Origin of the sequence: Allobosea sp. AAP35 (assembly GCF_001295925.1) — a bacterium.
In the GTDB taxonomy this organism is placed as follows: Bacteria; Pseudomonadota; Alphaproteobacteria; order Rhizobiales; family Beijerinckiaceae; genus Allobosea.
The window spans coordinates 1-13,649 of record NZ_LJHQ01000049.1; the positions used below are offsets into that span (position 1 = coordinate 1).

Sequence of the window (13,649 nt, forward strand, 5' to 3'; positions counted from 1 at the left end):
GATATCGGTCTCGTGGCCGACGGCCGAGACGAGCGGGATGAGCGAGGCCGCCGCCGCGCGCACCACGATCTCCTCGTTGAAGCCCATCAGGTCTTCCAGAGAGCCGCCGCCGCGCGCCACGATGATGACGTCGGGGCGGGGGATGCGCCCGCCCTCGGGCAGGGCGTTGAAGCCGGCGATGGCTGTGGCGACCTCGGCCGCGCTGGTCTCGCCCTGGACCCGGACCGGCCAGACCAGGACATGGCGGGGAAAGCGATCCTCCAGCCGGTGCAGGATGTCGCGGATGACGGCGCCGGTCGGCGAGGTGACGACACCGATGACGCGGGGCAGATAGGGGATGAGCTGCTTGCGCTCCTCGGCAAACAGCCCCTCGGCCGCGAGCCGCCTGCGGCGCTCCTCGAGCAACGCCATCAGCGCGCCGATGCCGGCGGGCTCGATCGAATCGATGATGATCTGGTAGCTCGACTTGCCGGCGAAGGTGGTGATCTTGCCGGTGGCGATGACCTCCAGCCCTTCCTGCGGCCTGGTCTTCAGCCGCCCGAAGACGCCCTTCCAGATCACCGCGTCGATCTTGGCGTTGGCGTCCTTCAGCGAAAAATAGACATGGCCGGAGCCGACCGGGCCGCGATAGCCCGAGATTTCGCCGCGAACGCGCACGAAGCCGAAGGCATCCTCCAGCGTGCGCTTGAGCGCGCCCGACAGATCCGAGACCGACCATTCGGGGGTGTTGCCGGCGGGCTTTGGCGATTCGCTGTCCATGGCCGCGACCATAGCGGCGGGAGGGCAGCGGCAGAAGCGTTGCCGTCCGCGCCCGCGGCGGCTATTGCCCCATCGACCTTTCGGACGCCTCAGCCCTCATCCTGAGGAGCCGCGGCACGCGGCGTCTCGAAGGATGCTCCAGAGCGCACTGGACCATCCTTCGAGACGCAGGCTGTGCCTGCTCCTCAGGATAAGGGCTGAGAGAGGACGGGCCTAGCGAACGCAGGAAGTGGAAGCGGCGATGAACATCCTTCTGATCGGTTCGGGCGGCCGCGAGCATGCGCTGGCCTGGGCGATCTCGGCCTCGCTGCTCTGCGACCGTCTGTTCATCGCGCCGGGCAACCCCGGCACGGCGCAATGCGGCGAGAATGCCGTCATCGACATCGCCGACCACGGCGCCGTGATCGCGTTCTGCCGGCTGCAGAAGATCAATCTCGTGGTGGTGGGGCCCGAGGGCCCGCTGGTCGCGGGGATCGCCGACAACCTCACCGCCGCCGGCATCAAGACCTTCGGCCCCTCGAAAGCCGCCGCCCAGCTCGAAGGCTCGAAGGCTTTCACCAAGGAACTCTGCGCGGAGTTTAGCATCCCCACCGCCGGCTTTGGCCGCTTCACGGATGCAGCGTCCGCCAAGGCCTATGTCGCGGCGCAGGGTGCGCCGATCGTGATCAAGGCCGACGGGCTGGCCGCCGGCAAGGGCGTGGTGATGGCGGAAACGCTGGATGAGGCCAATGAGGCCATCGAGATGATGTTCGGGGGCGGGCTGGGCTCGGCCGGCGCGGAGGTCGTGATCGAGGAGTGGATGATCGGCGAGGAGGCGAGCTTCTTCGCGCTCTGCGACGGCACACACGCGCTGCCGCTCGCCTCGGCGCAGGACCACAAGCGCGTCGGCGATGGCGACACCGGTCCCAACACCGGCGGGATGGGTGCGTATTCGCCCGCGCCGGTGATGACGCTCGCGATGGAAGCGCGCGTCATGAAGGAGATCATCGCGCCGACGCTGGCGGGAATGGCGCAGCGTGGAGCGCCGTTCCAGGGCGTGCTCTTTGCCGGGCTGATGATCACGGCGCAGGGCCCGAAGCTCATCGAGTACAATGTCCGCCTCGGCGATCCCGAATGCGAAGTGCTGATGCCGCGACTGAAGAGCGACATCGTGCCGGCGTTGCTGGCGGCATGCGATGGCGTGCTCGACCAGATCACCCTGCGCTGGTCGGAGGAAGCTGCGCTGACCGTCGTGCTGGCGGCGCGCGGCTATCCGGGCAAGCCGGAGACCGGGAGCGTCATCAAGGACATCGACAAGGCGGCCGCGCTGGAGAACGTGCTCGTCTTCCATGCCGGCACGAAGCAGGACGGCGCAGGCGCGCTGCTGGCCGCAGGTGGACGCGTGCTCAATGTCGTCGGCATGGGCAAGACCGTCGGCGAGGCGCAGGCCCGCGCCTATCGCGGCGTCGATGCCATCGACTGGCCAGAGGGCTTCTGCCGCCGCGACATCGGCTGGCAGGCGGTCAAGCGCGAGCGCGAAGGCTGACAGGCGCGGATCAATCGTATATATACGGCACAGGGGTCGATATATACGGAGGTTTCGATGGCAATCCTCATCAAGGATGCCGAGACGGACCGCATCGTCCGGGAGCTCGCGGCGCGCACGGGTCGCACGATCAAGGACGCGGTGCGTTTTGCTGCGGAGCGCGAACTGTCTGAACTTCCGCGTGGCGGAGGACGCATCGATCACGTCAAGCTTGAGGAAACGCTGGCGCGCCTTCGCTCCTATCCGGTGACGGACAACCGGACAGCCGAAGAGATCCTCGGCTATGACGAAAACGGACTGCCGGCGTGATCGTCGCCGATAGTTCGGCCATCATCGCGATTGCCTTCGGCGAACCGGAAGCGACCCTTTTCCAAAGGGTGCTGTCCGATACGTCCGACTGTGTGTGTTCTGCCGTCACCTTCACCGAATGCGTGATGGTCCTGATCGGCAAACGGGCCGCTACGCCGCTGCGCGAAGTGGAGGCGCTTTTCGACGACCTTAAGATCCGCCCCGCCGCGCTCGATATCGAGCAAGGCCGCCTTGCCTCGGAAGCCTTTCTGCGCTTCGGCAAGAGCCGACACCCCGCCAGGCTCAATCTTGGCGATTGTTTTTCCTACGCTCTCGCCAAGTCCCTTAACGCGCCCCTGCTCTACAAGGGCGAGGATTTCGCCAGAACCGACATCGTCCCGGCGGCCGCGACCGGAGCCAAGCCATGAGCAATCTCGACAGCCTCTTCCCCGGCTTCAAGGCGCATTGGATCGATGGGCCCGTCGGCAAGATCTTCGCCCGCGTCGGTGGCGAGGGGCCGCCGGTGGTGCTGATCCACGGCTTCCCGCAGACGCATGCCGAATGGCACAAGCTCGTCGGCGAGTTGGCCAAGACCCACACCGTCGTCTGCCCCGATCTGCGCGGCTATGGCTGGTCGGCCGCGCCGCATGGCGATGGCGGCGTCGCGACCTACAGCAAGCGCGCGATGGGCGAGGACATCGTCGCAGTGATGCAGGCGCTGGGGCATCTGCGCTTTGCCGTCGTCGGGCATGATCGCGGGGCGCGCGTGGCCTACCGGCTGGCGCTCGATCATCCGGGCCGCGTCGAGCGGCTGGCGCTGCTCGACATCCTGCCGACGGTCTCGATGTGGGAGGGCATGAATGCGGCGCGCGCCATGCAGGTCTATCACTGGACCTTCCTGGCCCAACCCGAGCCCGTGCCCGAAAACCTGATCAAGGCCGATCCGACCGGCTGGCTCGACCACACCATCGCGAGCTGGACGCGGGCCAAATCGCTCGACCTGTTCGATCCCCTGGCGATGCAGGCCTATGGCGAGTCCTTCAACGACCCGTCGCGCATCCATGCCGCCTGCGAGGATTATCGTGCCGGTGCGACCACCGATGTCGAGCATGACAAGGCCGATCTCGCGGCGGGCAGGCGCATTCTCTGCCCGACGCTGATCCTGTGGGGGCAGGCCGGCATCCCCGCCCGGGGCGCGAGTCCGCTGGCGATCTGGCGCGAAACCTTCGCGCCGCAGGCGGAAGGGCGGCCGATCGACAGCGGCCATTTCCTGCCCGAGGAGAACCCGGCGGAGACGCTGGCTGCGCTGGCGCCTTTTCTCGCGCAGCCCATTGCCTGAGACGGTGCGAGGGGCCAGATTCCGGCCATGCCGCGCACGCAAGCCATCGCTAACGACGACCTTCCCAGCAGCGCTCTGGTTTTGCCTACGGGCGACCGACGGGAGCGGGACCTCGTTCTGGTGCTGGGGGCCGGCGGCGCACGCGGCCTGAGCCACATCCTCGTGCTGGAGGCGCTCGACGAACTCGGCGTCCGGCCCAGCCTGATCGCCGGCTGCTCGATCGGCGCCATCGTCGGCGCCGCCTATGCGGCGGGGCTTTCGGGCCGCGATCTGCGCGAACACGTCACCAGCGCTTTCCGCGACCGCGCGCGCGTGATTTCGCGCCTGCTCGATGCCCGCGTCGGCAAGTTCACCGATCTGATGCGGGGGCTCGGCAACCCGGTCCTGATCGATGGCGAGCGGATGCTCGACCTGTTCTGGCCCGACGCCGTGCCCGACCGCTTCGAGGATCTGACGATTCCGTTCGTGGCGGCGGCGACCGACTACCACCTTCATTCCGAGGTCGCGCTTGCCCACGGGCCGCTGACGCCGGCGGTCGCGGCCTCGCTCGCCATTCCCGGGCTGGTGCGGCCGGTGGTGATCGAGGGCCGCGTCCTGATCGATGGCGGGGCGATCAACCCGCTTCCCTACGACCGGCTGATGGCGCCGGGCCGGATCGTCATGGCGGTCGATACCAGCGCGCCCGCCACCGTCAGCGAGACCCGGGTGCCCGGACCGCTGGAGGCGATGCTCGGCGTCAGCCAGATCCTGACGCGCACGATCGTGCAGCGCATGATCGAGCGGCAGCCGCCCGACATCCTGATCCGCGCCGGGGCCGACGGCATCGGCGGCCTCGACTTCTTCAAGGCCAAGGCGATCCTCGAAGCCGCGGAGCCCGTCAAGGACGAGGTCAAGCGTCAGCTGACACAAGCCCTGGAGCGGCAGGGCTGAGCGGCTCGGGCGCGTCGCAGACGAAACCCGGGAGCGCCGAAGCGAGCGTCTCCTGGCCTGCTGGCGTCAGCGTCACGGCGCGGCTGTCCCTGCGACGCAGGACCCACCCCATCTCGAAGCAGCGGCAGGCCAGCGCGGCGGCAAGCGGGCCCGCCAGATGCGGCCGCCGCTCGCTCCAGTCCAGGCAGGGGCGCAGGGCGGCGCGGCGCAGGGCCTTGCGTGACGGGGCGATGCCCAGAACGGCAAAGACGCCCTCCCCCGATGCGGTCAGCCCGTAGCCGCCCTCGGCGACGCCAAGATACCCGCCCGCCACCAGCGCATCATGGATGCCGGTTCCCAGCCGGCCGGCGAAATGGTCATAGCAGGTGCGGGCGGCGCTCAGCTCCGCCCCGACGCGCGAGGGCAGCCGGCGATCTGAGGTCGGGGCGCCGGCCAGCACCATCAGCGCTTCCAGCGCCTGGGCGACCTCGGGGCCGGCGAGCCGGTGGTAACGGTGGCGACCCTGCACGGTGACGGCGAGAAGGCCGCCCTCAAGCAACCGGCCCAGATGCCCGCTGGCGGTCTGCGGCGCGACGCCGGCGAGGAAAGCCAGTTCCTTGGCCGTCAGGGCGCGGCCATCCATCAGCGCGTGCAGGATGTTGGCGCGGGCGGGGTCTCCCATCAGATGGGCGATCCCGGCGAGGTAGGGGCCGTGCGGGCTCATGGTGGCATCCCGTTTCCGCCATCGTCATCGCGAGCGCGGCGAAGCAGTCCAGACCGATCGTCGCGAGCGGACCTTCATCGCAACCGAAGCACCAGACCCTCCTGGATCGCTTCGCTGCGCTCGCGATGACGGTTCACCGCAAACCGCCCTCTGGCAAGCGCCAATGCTACGGTGCCGGCCGTCGCATCGGGCCACGACAGAACGCGGCGGCGATGCCACAACCAGCCCATGACCGAGATCAGCCTCATCCTCTTCATCGCCGCGACGTTTCTGCTGGCTGGCTTCGTCAAGGGCGTCATCGGGCTCGGCCTGCCGACCATCGCGATCGGCATTCTCGGCGTGGTGATGGCACCCGCGCAGGCGGCGGCACTGCTGGCCGTGCCCAACCTCGTCACCAATGGCTGGCAGATCGCGACCGGGCCCGGCCTCAGGGCGATCCTGATCCGGCTCTGGCCGATGCTGGCCGGGATCTGCGCCGGCACCTGGATCGGGGCGGACCTGCTGGAGCAGCAGAAGAACGGGTCTGCGACGCTCTGGCTGGGCATCGCGCTCGTGGCCTATGCGCTGATCGGGTTGAAAGCCGCGAAGCTGCGCGTGCCCCGCATCGCAGAAGGCTGGCTTGCGCCGCTGATCGGCCTCGCCACGGGCGTCGCTACGGCGGCCACCGGCGTCTTCGTGCTGCCGGCGGTGCCCTATCTGCAGTCGCTGGGCCTCGACAAGGACGAGCTGGTGCAGGCGCTGGGCGTCTCCTTCATCGTCTCGACGCTGGCCTTGTCGGTCGGATTGCTGGGGGCTGGCGCGCTCGACGCCCGCATCGCCTGGCATTCGGCGCTGGCGCTGGTGCCGGCGCTTATCGGGATGGTGGTCGGGACGCGGGTGCGCAGCCTGATCTCGCCGCCGACATTCAAGCTCTGCTTCTTCGCCGGGCTGCTGGTGCTGGGCCTGTATCTCGTGCTGCGCGCGGCGCCCTGGTCCTTGTGAGCGGCATTCCCGCGCTATCTCCGGTCGCAGGCGCGTCGCCATCCGCCAACCGCTATGATGCGGTCGTGTAGCGGCTGCGATTCGCAGCCCGCGTACCCTCGCCTCGTCGCCAACCTGGATCCTTCATGTCCGTCCGCCGCCTCGATCCCGTCCTGGTCGACCGCATCGCCGCCGGCGAGGTGATCGAGCGGCCGGCTGCGGCAGTGAAGGAACTCGTCGAGAACGCCATCGATGCCGGCGCGCGCGCCATCGCGGTGACGATCGCGGCAGGCGGCCGCGAGCTGATCCGCGTCGTCGATGACGGCTCCGGCATGACACCAGAGGATCTCGCGCTCGCGGTCGAGCGCCACGCCACCTCGAAACTGCCCGATGGCGATCTGTTCGCGATCAAGTCGCTCGGCTTCCGGGGCGAGGCCCTGCCCTCGATCGGCTCGGTGGCGCGCCTGTCGATCGCCACCCGCCGCCATGACGCCGCCCAGGGATCGGGCCTCGTCGTCGAGGCCGGCGAGAAGGGCATGGTGCGCCCCGTCGCGGCAGCCATCGGCACCCGCATCGAGGTCAGTGACCTCTTCGCCTTCACCCCGGCTCGGCTGAAGTTCCTGAAGAGCGACCGGGCCGAGGCGCAGGCCGTCTCCGAGATGCTGCGCAGGCTCGCCATCGCCCATCCAGAGATCCGCTTTTCGCTGGAAGGCGAGCATGTCTCGCCCTTCGACTGGCCAGCCGAGGCGCAACGCGATGACGGCCGCCTGCGCCGGCTCGGCCGCGCGCTCGGCCGCGATTTCCCCGAGAACGCGCTGCGGCTGGATGCAGCGCGTGAGGGCTTCCATGTCACCGGCTTTGCCGGCCTGCCGACCTTCCATCGCGGCACCTCGGCGGGCGTGCATCTGGCCGTTAATGGTCGCCCGGTGCGCGACAAATTGCTCCTATCAGCCGTACGCGGTGCCTATGCCGACGTCGTGCCGTCCGACCGCCATCCCGTGCTGTTCCTCGACGTCGCCTGCGATCCGCGCCTCGTCGACGTCAACGTCCACCCCGCCAAGAGCGAGGTCCGCTTCCGCGATCCCGCTTTGGTGCGTGGCCTCGTCGTCTCCGGCCTGAAAGCGGCGCTCGCCGAGGCTGGCCACCGCGCCACCACGACCGGCGGCGCCCGCACGCTGGAGGCCTTCCGCGCCGTCTTCGCAGGCGCCGCCAATATGCACGCTCCACTGCGCCCGAACTTGCCGGAGACACCCGCCTGGGGCGCCCCCGCGACCGGGTTCGACGCCCGCCCGCAGCAGGGCTTCGCAGATTTCGCGGCGTCCTCGGCCGACGCCCGCGCGCATCTCGCGGAAGCTTCTCCGGACGCGCTCGACCGGCCGCTCGGCGCCGCCCGCGCCCAGCTCCACGAAACCTATATCGTCGCCCAGACGCGCGAGGGCGTCGTCATCGTCGACCAGCACGCCGCCCATGAGCGGCTGGTCTATGAGCGGCTGAAGGCCGAGCGCGCCAAAACCGGCATCGCCAGCCAGCCCTTGCTGCTGCCCGAGGTCGTCGAGCTCGACCACGTCGATGCCGACCGTCTGAACGCGGCCGCCGACGACCTCGCGACTTTGGGCCTGCGGCTCGAACCGTTCGGGCCGGGCGCGGTACTGGTCCGCGAGGCCCCGCAGCAACTCGCGGGCGGCAATCTCCAGAAGCTCGTCCGCGACGTCGCCGATGCGCTCGCCGATGCGCTCGCCGAGCACGGAACCGCCGGCTCGCTGGAGCGCCGGCTCGACCATGTGCTGGCGACGATGGCCTGCCACAACTCAGTGCGCGCCGGCCGGCGCCTGCGCCCCGAGGAGATGGACGCGCTGCTGCGCGAAATGGAGGTCACGCCCAATTCAGGCCAGTGCAACCATGGTCGCCCGACCTATGTCGAGCTGAAGCTCGGCGATATCGAGAAGCTGTTCGGGAGAAGGTGAGAGGGCCGTAACCTAGGGGGCTTCAAGCCTCAGCAGGCCTTGTTCCGAGCGCATCGCTAAATCGACGATTCGAAGATCGGGGTCGAAGGGGCCCGTGATCAGGCTCGCACACATCGCAAAGACAATCTCATGCGCAACATCACCATCTTCACCGTCGCTGCCTTTCTTGAAATTGCAGGGTGCTTCGCGTTCTGGGCATGGCTGAGGCTTGGAAAGACCATGTGGTGGCTCGTTCCCGGCGTAGGCCTCCTCATGCTCTTCGCCTACGCCCTGACATGGACCGAAACTGACGCTGCGGGGCGGGCTTATGCGGCCTATGGCGGGGTCTATATTGCCGCGTCGTTGACCTGGCTCTGGGCCTTCGAAAACACGCGCCCAGATCGCTGGGACATCCTCGGGGCGAGCTTGTGCGTTGTGGGCGCAGCAACGATCATTGCGGCACCGCGTTAACCAAGAATGGCGTCGGGGCTCGTCCCGATGGTCTCTCCGTCACAAAAAGCGAAAGAGCTGCCGATGAGTTCGACGACCCGCATCACCCTGAGCCGGTTCCTGATCGAACAGCAACGCGAGGGCGGCAATCTGCCGCCGCAGTTGCGGCTGCTGATCGAGGTGGTGGCGCGCGCCTGCAAGGCGATCAGCCATACGGTCAACAAGGGCGAACTCGGCGGCGTGCTGGGCAGCCTCGGCAGCGAGAACGTGCAGGGCGAGGTCCAGAAGAAGCTCGACGTGATCTCCAACGACATCCTGCTGGACGCCAATGAATGGGGCGGCAATCTCGCCGCGCTGGCCTCGGAGGAGATGGAAGCCATCCATCTTATCCCCCACCGCTACCCCAAGGGCGAGTATCTGCTGGTCTATGATCCGATCGACGGCTCCAGCAATATCGACGTCAATCTGAGCGTGGGCACGATCTTCTCCGTTCTGGCGGCTCCGGAGGACTGCTCGCAGCGGGTCGTGACCGAGCAGGACTTCCTCCAGCCCGGGCACCGCCAGGTCGCGGCGGGCTATGCCATCTATGGTCCGCAAACCAGCCTCGTCCTGACCTTCGGCCGGGGGGTGTTCGGTTTCACGCTGGATCGCGAGGTCGGCTCCTGGGTGCTGACGCGGCGCAACATCATGATCCCGCCGGGCAACCGCGAATTCGCCGTCAACATGTCGAACCAGCGCCATTGGGCGCCGGCCGTCCAGCACTATATCGACGATTGCATGCAAGGCCGCGACGGGCCGCGCGGTGCCGATTTCAACATGCGCTGGACCGGCTCGATGGTGGCCGATATCGAGCGCGTGCTGACCCGGGGCGGCATCTTTCTGTACCCCTGGGATGCCAGGGAGCCGGAGCGGCCGGGCAAGCTGCGGCTGATGTATGAGGCCAACCCGATCGGCATGATCATCGAACAGGCCGGCGGCGCGGCCAGCGACGGCCGCGGCCGGATTCTCGACATCGTCCCCACGGGCCTGCATCAACGCGTCAGCGTCGTCCTCGGCAGTGCCGACGAGGTGGAAACGGCGCTTGCCTATTTCGCGGACCACGCGGGGTCCGGCGAACCTGCGGCGCCTTAGAGCATACTGAATTTACAGAAGACCATCGCGTCGTCGTCCCGGGCTTGACCCGGGACCGATTCCGGAACGCGTCCGATCGAGGTTCAGGAATGGATCCCGGATCTCCGCTTCGCTGCGTCCGGGATGACCCGCGTTTCCATTGAAAATCAGCACGCTCTAGCCCTCGGCGCTGCGGCGGCGCGACCGGCGCCGGCACCCTGCCCCGAGCCTGATCGGGCGATGACGTTCGCGCCGATTTTCGGTCGCGGAACCCTCCCCCGGCACCCCCGATTTACCCTCTGTTAACCATCCCGGCCCTACACAGAATCAACCGAAAATTTACCAAGATGACCAGCGTGTTAACCCAACCCCGGCCCATTCGCCTCAAGGGGCGCAGCTTCCTTGCGCTGTCGTTGAGCCCCGAGCTGCCCTTCGCGGACTGGCTCGCGCGGCTTGACGATCTCGCCTCGCGCTCGACCGGCTTCTTCATGCGGCGGCCGGTCGTGCTCGACATCACGGGGATTGAGATCGACCGGGCGCAGCTGCGCGATCTGGTCGAGCAGCTGGCCACACGCCAGGTCCGGATCATGGGGATCGAGGGCGCGCGTCCCTCGCTGCTCGACGCCAGCGTGCCGCCGGCCATGGCGGACGGCCGCACGACCTCGGATATCGAGGTGCCTGTCGTCGCTGAAGCCGTCACAGCGACCAGGGCGGCAGCGGTTCCCGACGCCGCCCCCTCCGCTGCGCCATCCGTCAAGGCCGTGCCGTCGCTGATCGTGACCGAACCGGTGCGTTCGGGCCAGTCGCTGGTCTTCATCGAGGGCGACGTGACCATTGTCGGCTCGGTCGCTTCAGGCGCCGAAATCATCGCCGGCGGCTCGATCCATGTCTACGGCACGCTGCGCGGCCGCGCGCTCGCCGGAGCGATGGGCAACGCCACTGCGCGCATCTTCTGCCGCAAGCTGGAAGCCGAGCTTCTGTCGATCGATGGCTACTACAAGACCGCCGAGGATCTGGGCCCCGAGCTGCGCGGCAAGGCCGTCCAGTTCTGGCTCGAAGGCGACACGTTCAAATCCGGATCACTGGCCTGATCCGCCGGCATTTCGACATCAAGAGGAGAGGTCTATGGGCAAGGTCATCGTGGTCACATCGGGCAAGGGCGGCGTCGGCAAGACGACATCGTCGGCCGCACTCGGCGCTGCCCTCGCGCATGACGGCGACAAGGTCGTGGTCGTGGATTTCGACGTCGGGCTGCGCAATCTCGACCTGATCATGGGCGCCGAGCGACGCGTGGTCTACGACCTCGTCAACGTCATCCAGGGCGAGGCCAAGCTGACCCAGGCGCTGATCCGCGACAAGCGGCTCGAGACGCTCTATCTGCTGCCGGCCTCGCAGACGCGCGACAAGGACAATCTCACGGCCGAGGGCGTCGAGAAGGTCATCACGGCGCTGAAAAGCGTGTTCGACTGGGTGATCTGCGACAGCCCGGCCGGCATCGAGCGTGGCGCGACGCTGGCCATGCGCCATGCCGACATCGCCATCGTGGTGACCAATCCCGAGGTCTCCTCGGTGCGCGATTCCGACCGTATCATCGGCCTGCTCGATTCCAAGACGCTCAAGGCCGAAAATGGCGAGCGGATGGAAAAGCACCTGCTGCTCACCCGCTACGACCATGCCCGGGCCGAGCGCGGCGACATGCTCAAAGTCGACGATGTCCTCGAGATCCTGTCGATCCCGCTGCTGGGCATCATTCCCGAGAGCATGGAGGTGCTGCGCGCCTCCAATCTCGGCGCGCCCGTGACGCTCGCCGACGAGCGCAGCGTGCCGGCTGTCGCCTATTTCCAGGCCGCGCGCCGGCTCAAGGGCGAAGATCTGCCGATCACCATTCCCGGCGAGCGGCGCGGCTTCTTCGGCAAGATGTTCGGAAGGAAGGCGGCATGAACCTGCGTCGTTTCTTCACCCGCACCCCGTCGGCGCCCGCGGCGCGCGACCGGCTGCAGCTGCTGCTCGCGCATGAGCGCGCCTCGGCTGGCGGATCGGACCTCCTGGCCAAGCTGCGCGACGAGATCCTGCTCGCCATCGCCAAGCATGTGCAGATCGACGGCGACAAGGTCAGCGTCAAGATGGAGCGGGGAGCCCAGGTCTCGACGCTCGCCGTCGACATCGAGATCCCGTTCGAGGCGGCCGCCAAGAAGGCGGCCTGACGGCCGCGTTGGTTTCACCACCGCGTCATCCTGGGCGGCCGCAGGTTGTCCGGGATCCATCATCGAGCGCGGTGGTGCCCTAGGATGGATTCCGGACGGCCCTTGGCCGCCCAGGATGACGGCTTTGCTGAGTGACGATCTGGGTTTGCCGTCGCTATGCGCGCGTGACGGGCCCCGCCCGCAGCAGCAGCACCTGCGTCTCGCCATACTCCCGGCGCTCCAGCAGTTCGAACCCGCCCGGCAGCGCGATGTCGATATCGCCGGCCTCCTCCAGCACGATCAGCGCACCGGGCTCCAGCCAGCCGCCGGCCTGGGCCGAGACCAGCGCCTTCTCGCCGAGCCCCTGGCGATAGGGCGGATCGCAGAACACGACTCCGAACGGGGCCATGGCCGAGATCGCGCCGAGCTTGGTCGCATCGCGCCGGAAGACGCGGCTCTGGCCGGCGAGCCCCAGGGTCTGCTGGTTCTCCCGGATCAAACCGCGCGACTCGGTGCCGTCATCGACCAGCAGGGCGAAGGATGCGCCGCGCGACAAAGCCTCGAAGCCCAGCGCACCCGTCCCAGCGAAGAGATCGAGCACGCGCGCCCCATCCAGCGGGTCGTCATAGGCATGGGCGAGCACGTTGAAGAGCGATTCGCGCAGGCGATCCGAGGTCGGGCGGATGCTCCCGATCCCCGGTTTGGGGCCGACGAGCGGCCGCCCACGCAGATGTCCACCAACGATCCGCATCGGCTAGCGATCGTTCTGGTGCGGAACCATCCCGTCATCCTGGGCGGCCGCAGGCCGTCCCGGGATCCATCGTAGAGCGCCGGCGCCCTTCGATGGATCCCGGACGGCGCGGCTATCGCCGCTTGTCCAGGATGACGGTGAGTTTCCGAGCCGATACGACATGGGCCCTTAGTCTCGCTTGCCGCCGGAGCGCGGGCCCTTGGAGCCGCCGCCGGGGCGACCGCCGCTCGGGCGGCCACCGCCCGGCTTGCCGCCGAAGGGGCGACCGCCGCCGGGCTTGCCACCGGGCTTGCCTGCGAAGGACCGGCCGCCACCCGGCTTGTCGCCGAAGGATTTGCCACCGCTGCGCTCGCCGCTGCGGCCGGCCGGGCGTTCGCTGGAGCGCGCGGCATAGCTGCGGGGTGCTCCGCCGGCCTTGTCGTCGAAACGGCGCGGCGGCCGCTCGCCACCCTCTCGCGGTGTGCGCTCGGGCCGGTCACCCCTGGGGGCGCGATCGGGCCTGTCGGCACCGGGCCTGTCGCTGCCGGGCCTGTCGCTGCGGGCCGGCCGCTCGGGACGCTCCGCGCGCGGTGCGGCATCCTGCCAGGGCCGATCCTGGGTGCGGTCGCGCTCGCCGCCTTCGATGCGGGGGCGACGGGCCGGACGCTCTCCGCTGGCGGGGCGCTCAGTTGCACGGGGCGGACGCGCGGGGCGGCCCTCGGCGGCGGC

The 13,649-nt window shown here is 68.5% G+C and carries 15 protein-coding genes and 1 pseudogene; 12 read left to right on the plus strand and 4 right to left on the minus strand.

Annotated features, from left to right (window positions below):
• Nucleotides 1-759: exodeoxyribonuclease VII large subunit (gene xseA, locus IP69_RS16280; protein WP_248306866.1), on the minus strand; the 759-nt coding region annotated here is incomplete at its 3' end.
• A 241-nt stretch (nt 760-1,000) separates the two neighbouring features.
• On the opposite strand from xseA, the gene purD reads away from it, so the two are divergent.
• From purD to IP69_RS16305, 5 genes are read left to right on the plus strand one after another with little or no spacing between them, the layout of a single operon-like run.
• Entirely contained in the window at nt 1,001-2,284 is a 1,284-nt protein-coding gene (gene purD / locus IP69_RS16285; protein WP_054143893.1) for a phosphoribosylamine--glycine ligase, read from the plus strand.
• A gap of 57 nt (nt 2,285-2,341) precedes the next feature.
• Nucleotides 2,342-2,593 (plus strand): type II toxin-antitoxin system VapB family antitoxin, encoded by a 252-nt coding sequence (locus IP69_RS16290; protein WP_054143894.1) that lies wholly within the window; start codon nt 2,342-2,344, stop codon nt 2,591-2,593.
• Nucleotides 2,590-3,000, plus strand: coding sequence for a type II toxin-antitoxin system VapC family toxin (locus IP69_RS16295; RefSeq protein ID WP_054143895.1), 411 nt, complete (start codon nt 2,590-2,592; stop codon nt 2,998-3,000). Before IP69_RS16290 ends, IP69_RS16295 begins: the two co-directional genes overlap by 4 nt.
• Nucleotides 2,997-3,911 (plus strand): alpha/beta hydrolase, encoded by a 915-nt coding sequence (locus tag IP69_RS16300; RefSeq protein ID WP_054143896.1) that lies wholly within the window; start codon nt 2,997-2,999, stop codon nt 3,909-3,911. The genes IP69_RS16295 and IP69_RS16300 overlap by 4 nt, the downstream gene beginning before the upstream one ends.
• Nucleotides 3,912-3,938: 27 nt before the next feature.
• The gene (locus IP69_RS16305) at nt 3,939-4,841 is read left to right on the plus strand and encodes a patatin-like phospholipase family protein (RefSeq protein WP_082359393.1); all 903 of its coding nucleotides are present in this window, start codon (nt 3,939-3,941) and stop codon (nt 4,839-4,841) included.
• On the opposite strand, the gene IP69_RS16310 is transcribed toward IP69_RS16305, so the two are convergent.
• On the minus strand, nt 4,801-5,544 hold the full coding sequence (locus IP69_RS16310; protein WP_082359394.1) for a helix-turn-helix transcriptional regulator: 744 nt from the start codon (nt 5,542-5,544) through the stop codon (nt 4,801-4,803). The genes IP69_RS16305 and IP69_RS16310 overlap by 41 nt on opposite strands.
• A 228-nt stretch (nt 5,545-5,772) precedes the next feature.
• On the opposite strand from IP69_RS16310, the gene IP69_RS16315 reads away from it, so the two are divergent.
• The 7 genes from IP69_RS16315 (at nt 5,773) to minE (ending at nt 12,211) form a co-directional block, all read left to right on the plus strand.
• A complete protein-coding gene (locus IP69_RS16315; RefSeq protein WP_054143897.1) occupies nt 5,773-6,525 on the plus strand; it encodes a sulfite exporter TauE/SafE family protein in 753 nt (250 codons plus the stop codon).
• Between the two features lie 125 nt (nt 6,526-6,650).
• The gene (gene mutL / locus IP69_RS16320) at nt 6,651-8,468 is read left to right on the plus strand and encodes a DNA mismatch repair endonuclease MutL (protein ID WP_054143898.1); all 1,818 of its coding nucleotides are present in this window, start codon (nt 6,651-6,653) and stop codon (nt 8,466-8,468) included.
• Between the two features lie 129 nt (nt 8,469-8,597).
• Entirely contained in the window at nt 8,598-8,918 is a 321-nt protein-coding gene (locus tag IP69_RS16325; RefSeq protein WP_054143899.1) for a YnfA family protein, read from the plus strand.
• A gap of 63 nt (nt 8,919-8,981) precedes the next feature.
• Nucleotides 8,982-10,028 (plus strand): class 1 fructose-bisphosphatase, encoded by a 1,047-nt coding sequence (locus IP69_RS16330; RefSeq protein ID WP_054143900.1) that lies wholly within the window; start codon nt 8,982-8,984, stop codon nt 10,026-10,028.
• Nucleotides 10,029-10,354: 326 nt separating this feature from the next.
• Entirely contained in the window at nt 10,355-11,098 is a 744-nt protein-coding gene (gene minC, locus IP69_RS16335; protein ID WP_054143901.1) for a septum site-determining protein MinC, read from the plus strand.
• Between the two features lie 34 nt (nt 11,099-11,132).
• Nucleotides 11,133-11,948: a septum site-determining protein MinD gene (gene minD, locus IP69_RS16340; RefSeq protein ID WP_054143902.1), complete on the plus strand. Its 816-nt coding sequence runs from the start codon at nt 11,133-11,135 to the stop codon at nt 11,946-11,948.
• Entirely contained in the window at nt 11,945-12,211 is a 267-nt protein-coding gene (gene minE, locus IP69_RS16345; protein WP_054143903.1) for a cell division topological specificity factor MinE, read from the plus strand. The genes minD and minE overlap by 4 nt, the downstream gene beginning before the upstream one ends.
• A 154-nt stretch (nt 12,212-12,365) precedes the next feature.
• On the opposite strand, the gene rsmD is transcribed toward minE, so the two are convergent.
• On the minus strand, nt 12,366-12,941 hold the full coding sequence (gene rsmD / locus IP69_RS16350; protein WP_054143904.1) for a 16S rRNA (guanine(966)-N(2))-methyltransferase RsmD: 576 nt from the start codon (nt 12,939-12,941) through the stop codon (nt 12,366-12,368).
• Nucleotides 12,942-13,109: 168 nt separating this feature from the next.
• A pseudogene (locus tag IP69_RS22170) lies at nt 13,110-13,649 on the minus strand (hypothetical protein); the annotation flags it as partial.

Coding starts and splice junctions, on each gene's coding strand:
- purD (WP_054143893.1), top strand. CDS start 1,001: ATGAACATCCTTCTGATCGGTTCGGGCGGCCGCGAGCATGCGCTGGCC.
- IP69_RS16290 (WP_054143894.1), top strand. CDS start 2,342: ATGGCAATCCTCATCAAGGATGCCGAGACGGACCGCATCGTCCGGGAG.
- IP69_RS16300 (WP_054143896.1), top strand. CDS start 2,997: ATGAGCAATCTCGACAGCCTCTTCCCCGGCTTCAAGGCGCATTGGATC.
- IP69_RS16305 (WP_082359393.1), top strand. CDS start 3,939: ATGCCGCGCACGCAAGCCATCGCTAACGACGACCTTCCCAGCAGCGCT.
- IP69_RS16310 (WP_082359394.1), bottom strand. CDS start 5,544: ATGAGCCCGCACGGCCCCTACCTCGCCGGGATCGCCCATCTGATGGGA.
- IP69_RS16315 (WP_054143897.1), top strand. CDS start 5,773: ATGACCGAGATCAGCCTCATCCTCTTCATCGCCGCGACGTTTCTGCTG.
- mutL (WP_054143898.1), top strand. CDS start 6,651: ATGTCCGTCCGCCGCCTCGATCCCGTCCTGGTCGACCGCATCGCCGCC.
- IP69_RS16325 (WP_054143899.1), top strand. CDS start 8,598: ATGCGCAACATCACCATCTTCACCGTCGCTGCCTTTCTTGAAATTGCA.
- IP69_RS16330 (WP_054143900.1), top strand. CDS start 8,982: ATGAGTTCGACGACCCGCATCACCCTGAGCCGGTTCCTGATCGAACAG.
- minC (WP_054143901.1), top strand. CDS start 10,355: ATGACCAGCGTGTTAACCCAACCCCGGCCCATTCGCCTCAAGGGGCGC.
- minD (WP_054143902.1), top strand. CDS start 11,133: ATGGGCAAGGTCATCGTGGTCACATCGGGCAAGGGCGGCGTCGGCAAG.
- minE (WP_054143903.1), top strand. CDS start 11,945: ATGAACCTGCGTCGTTTCTTCACCCGCACCCCGTCGGCGCCCGCGGCG.
- rsmD (WP_054143904.1), bottom strand. CDS start 12,941: ATGCGGATCGTTGGTGGACATCTGCGTGGGCGGCCGCTCGTCGGCCCC.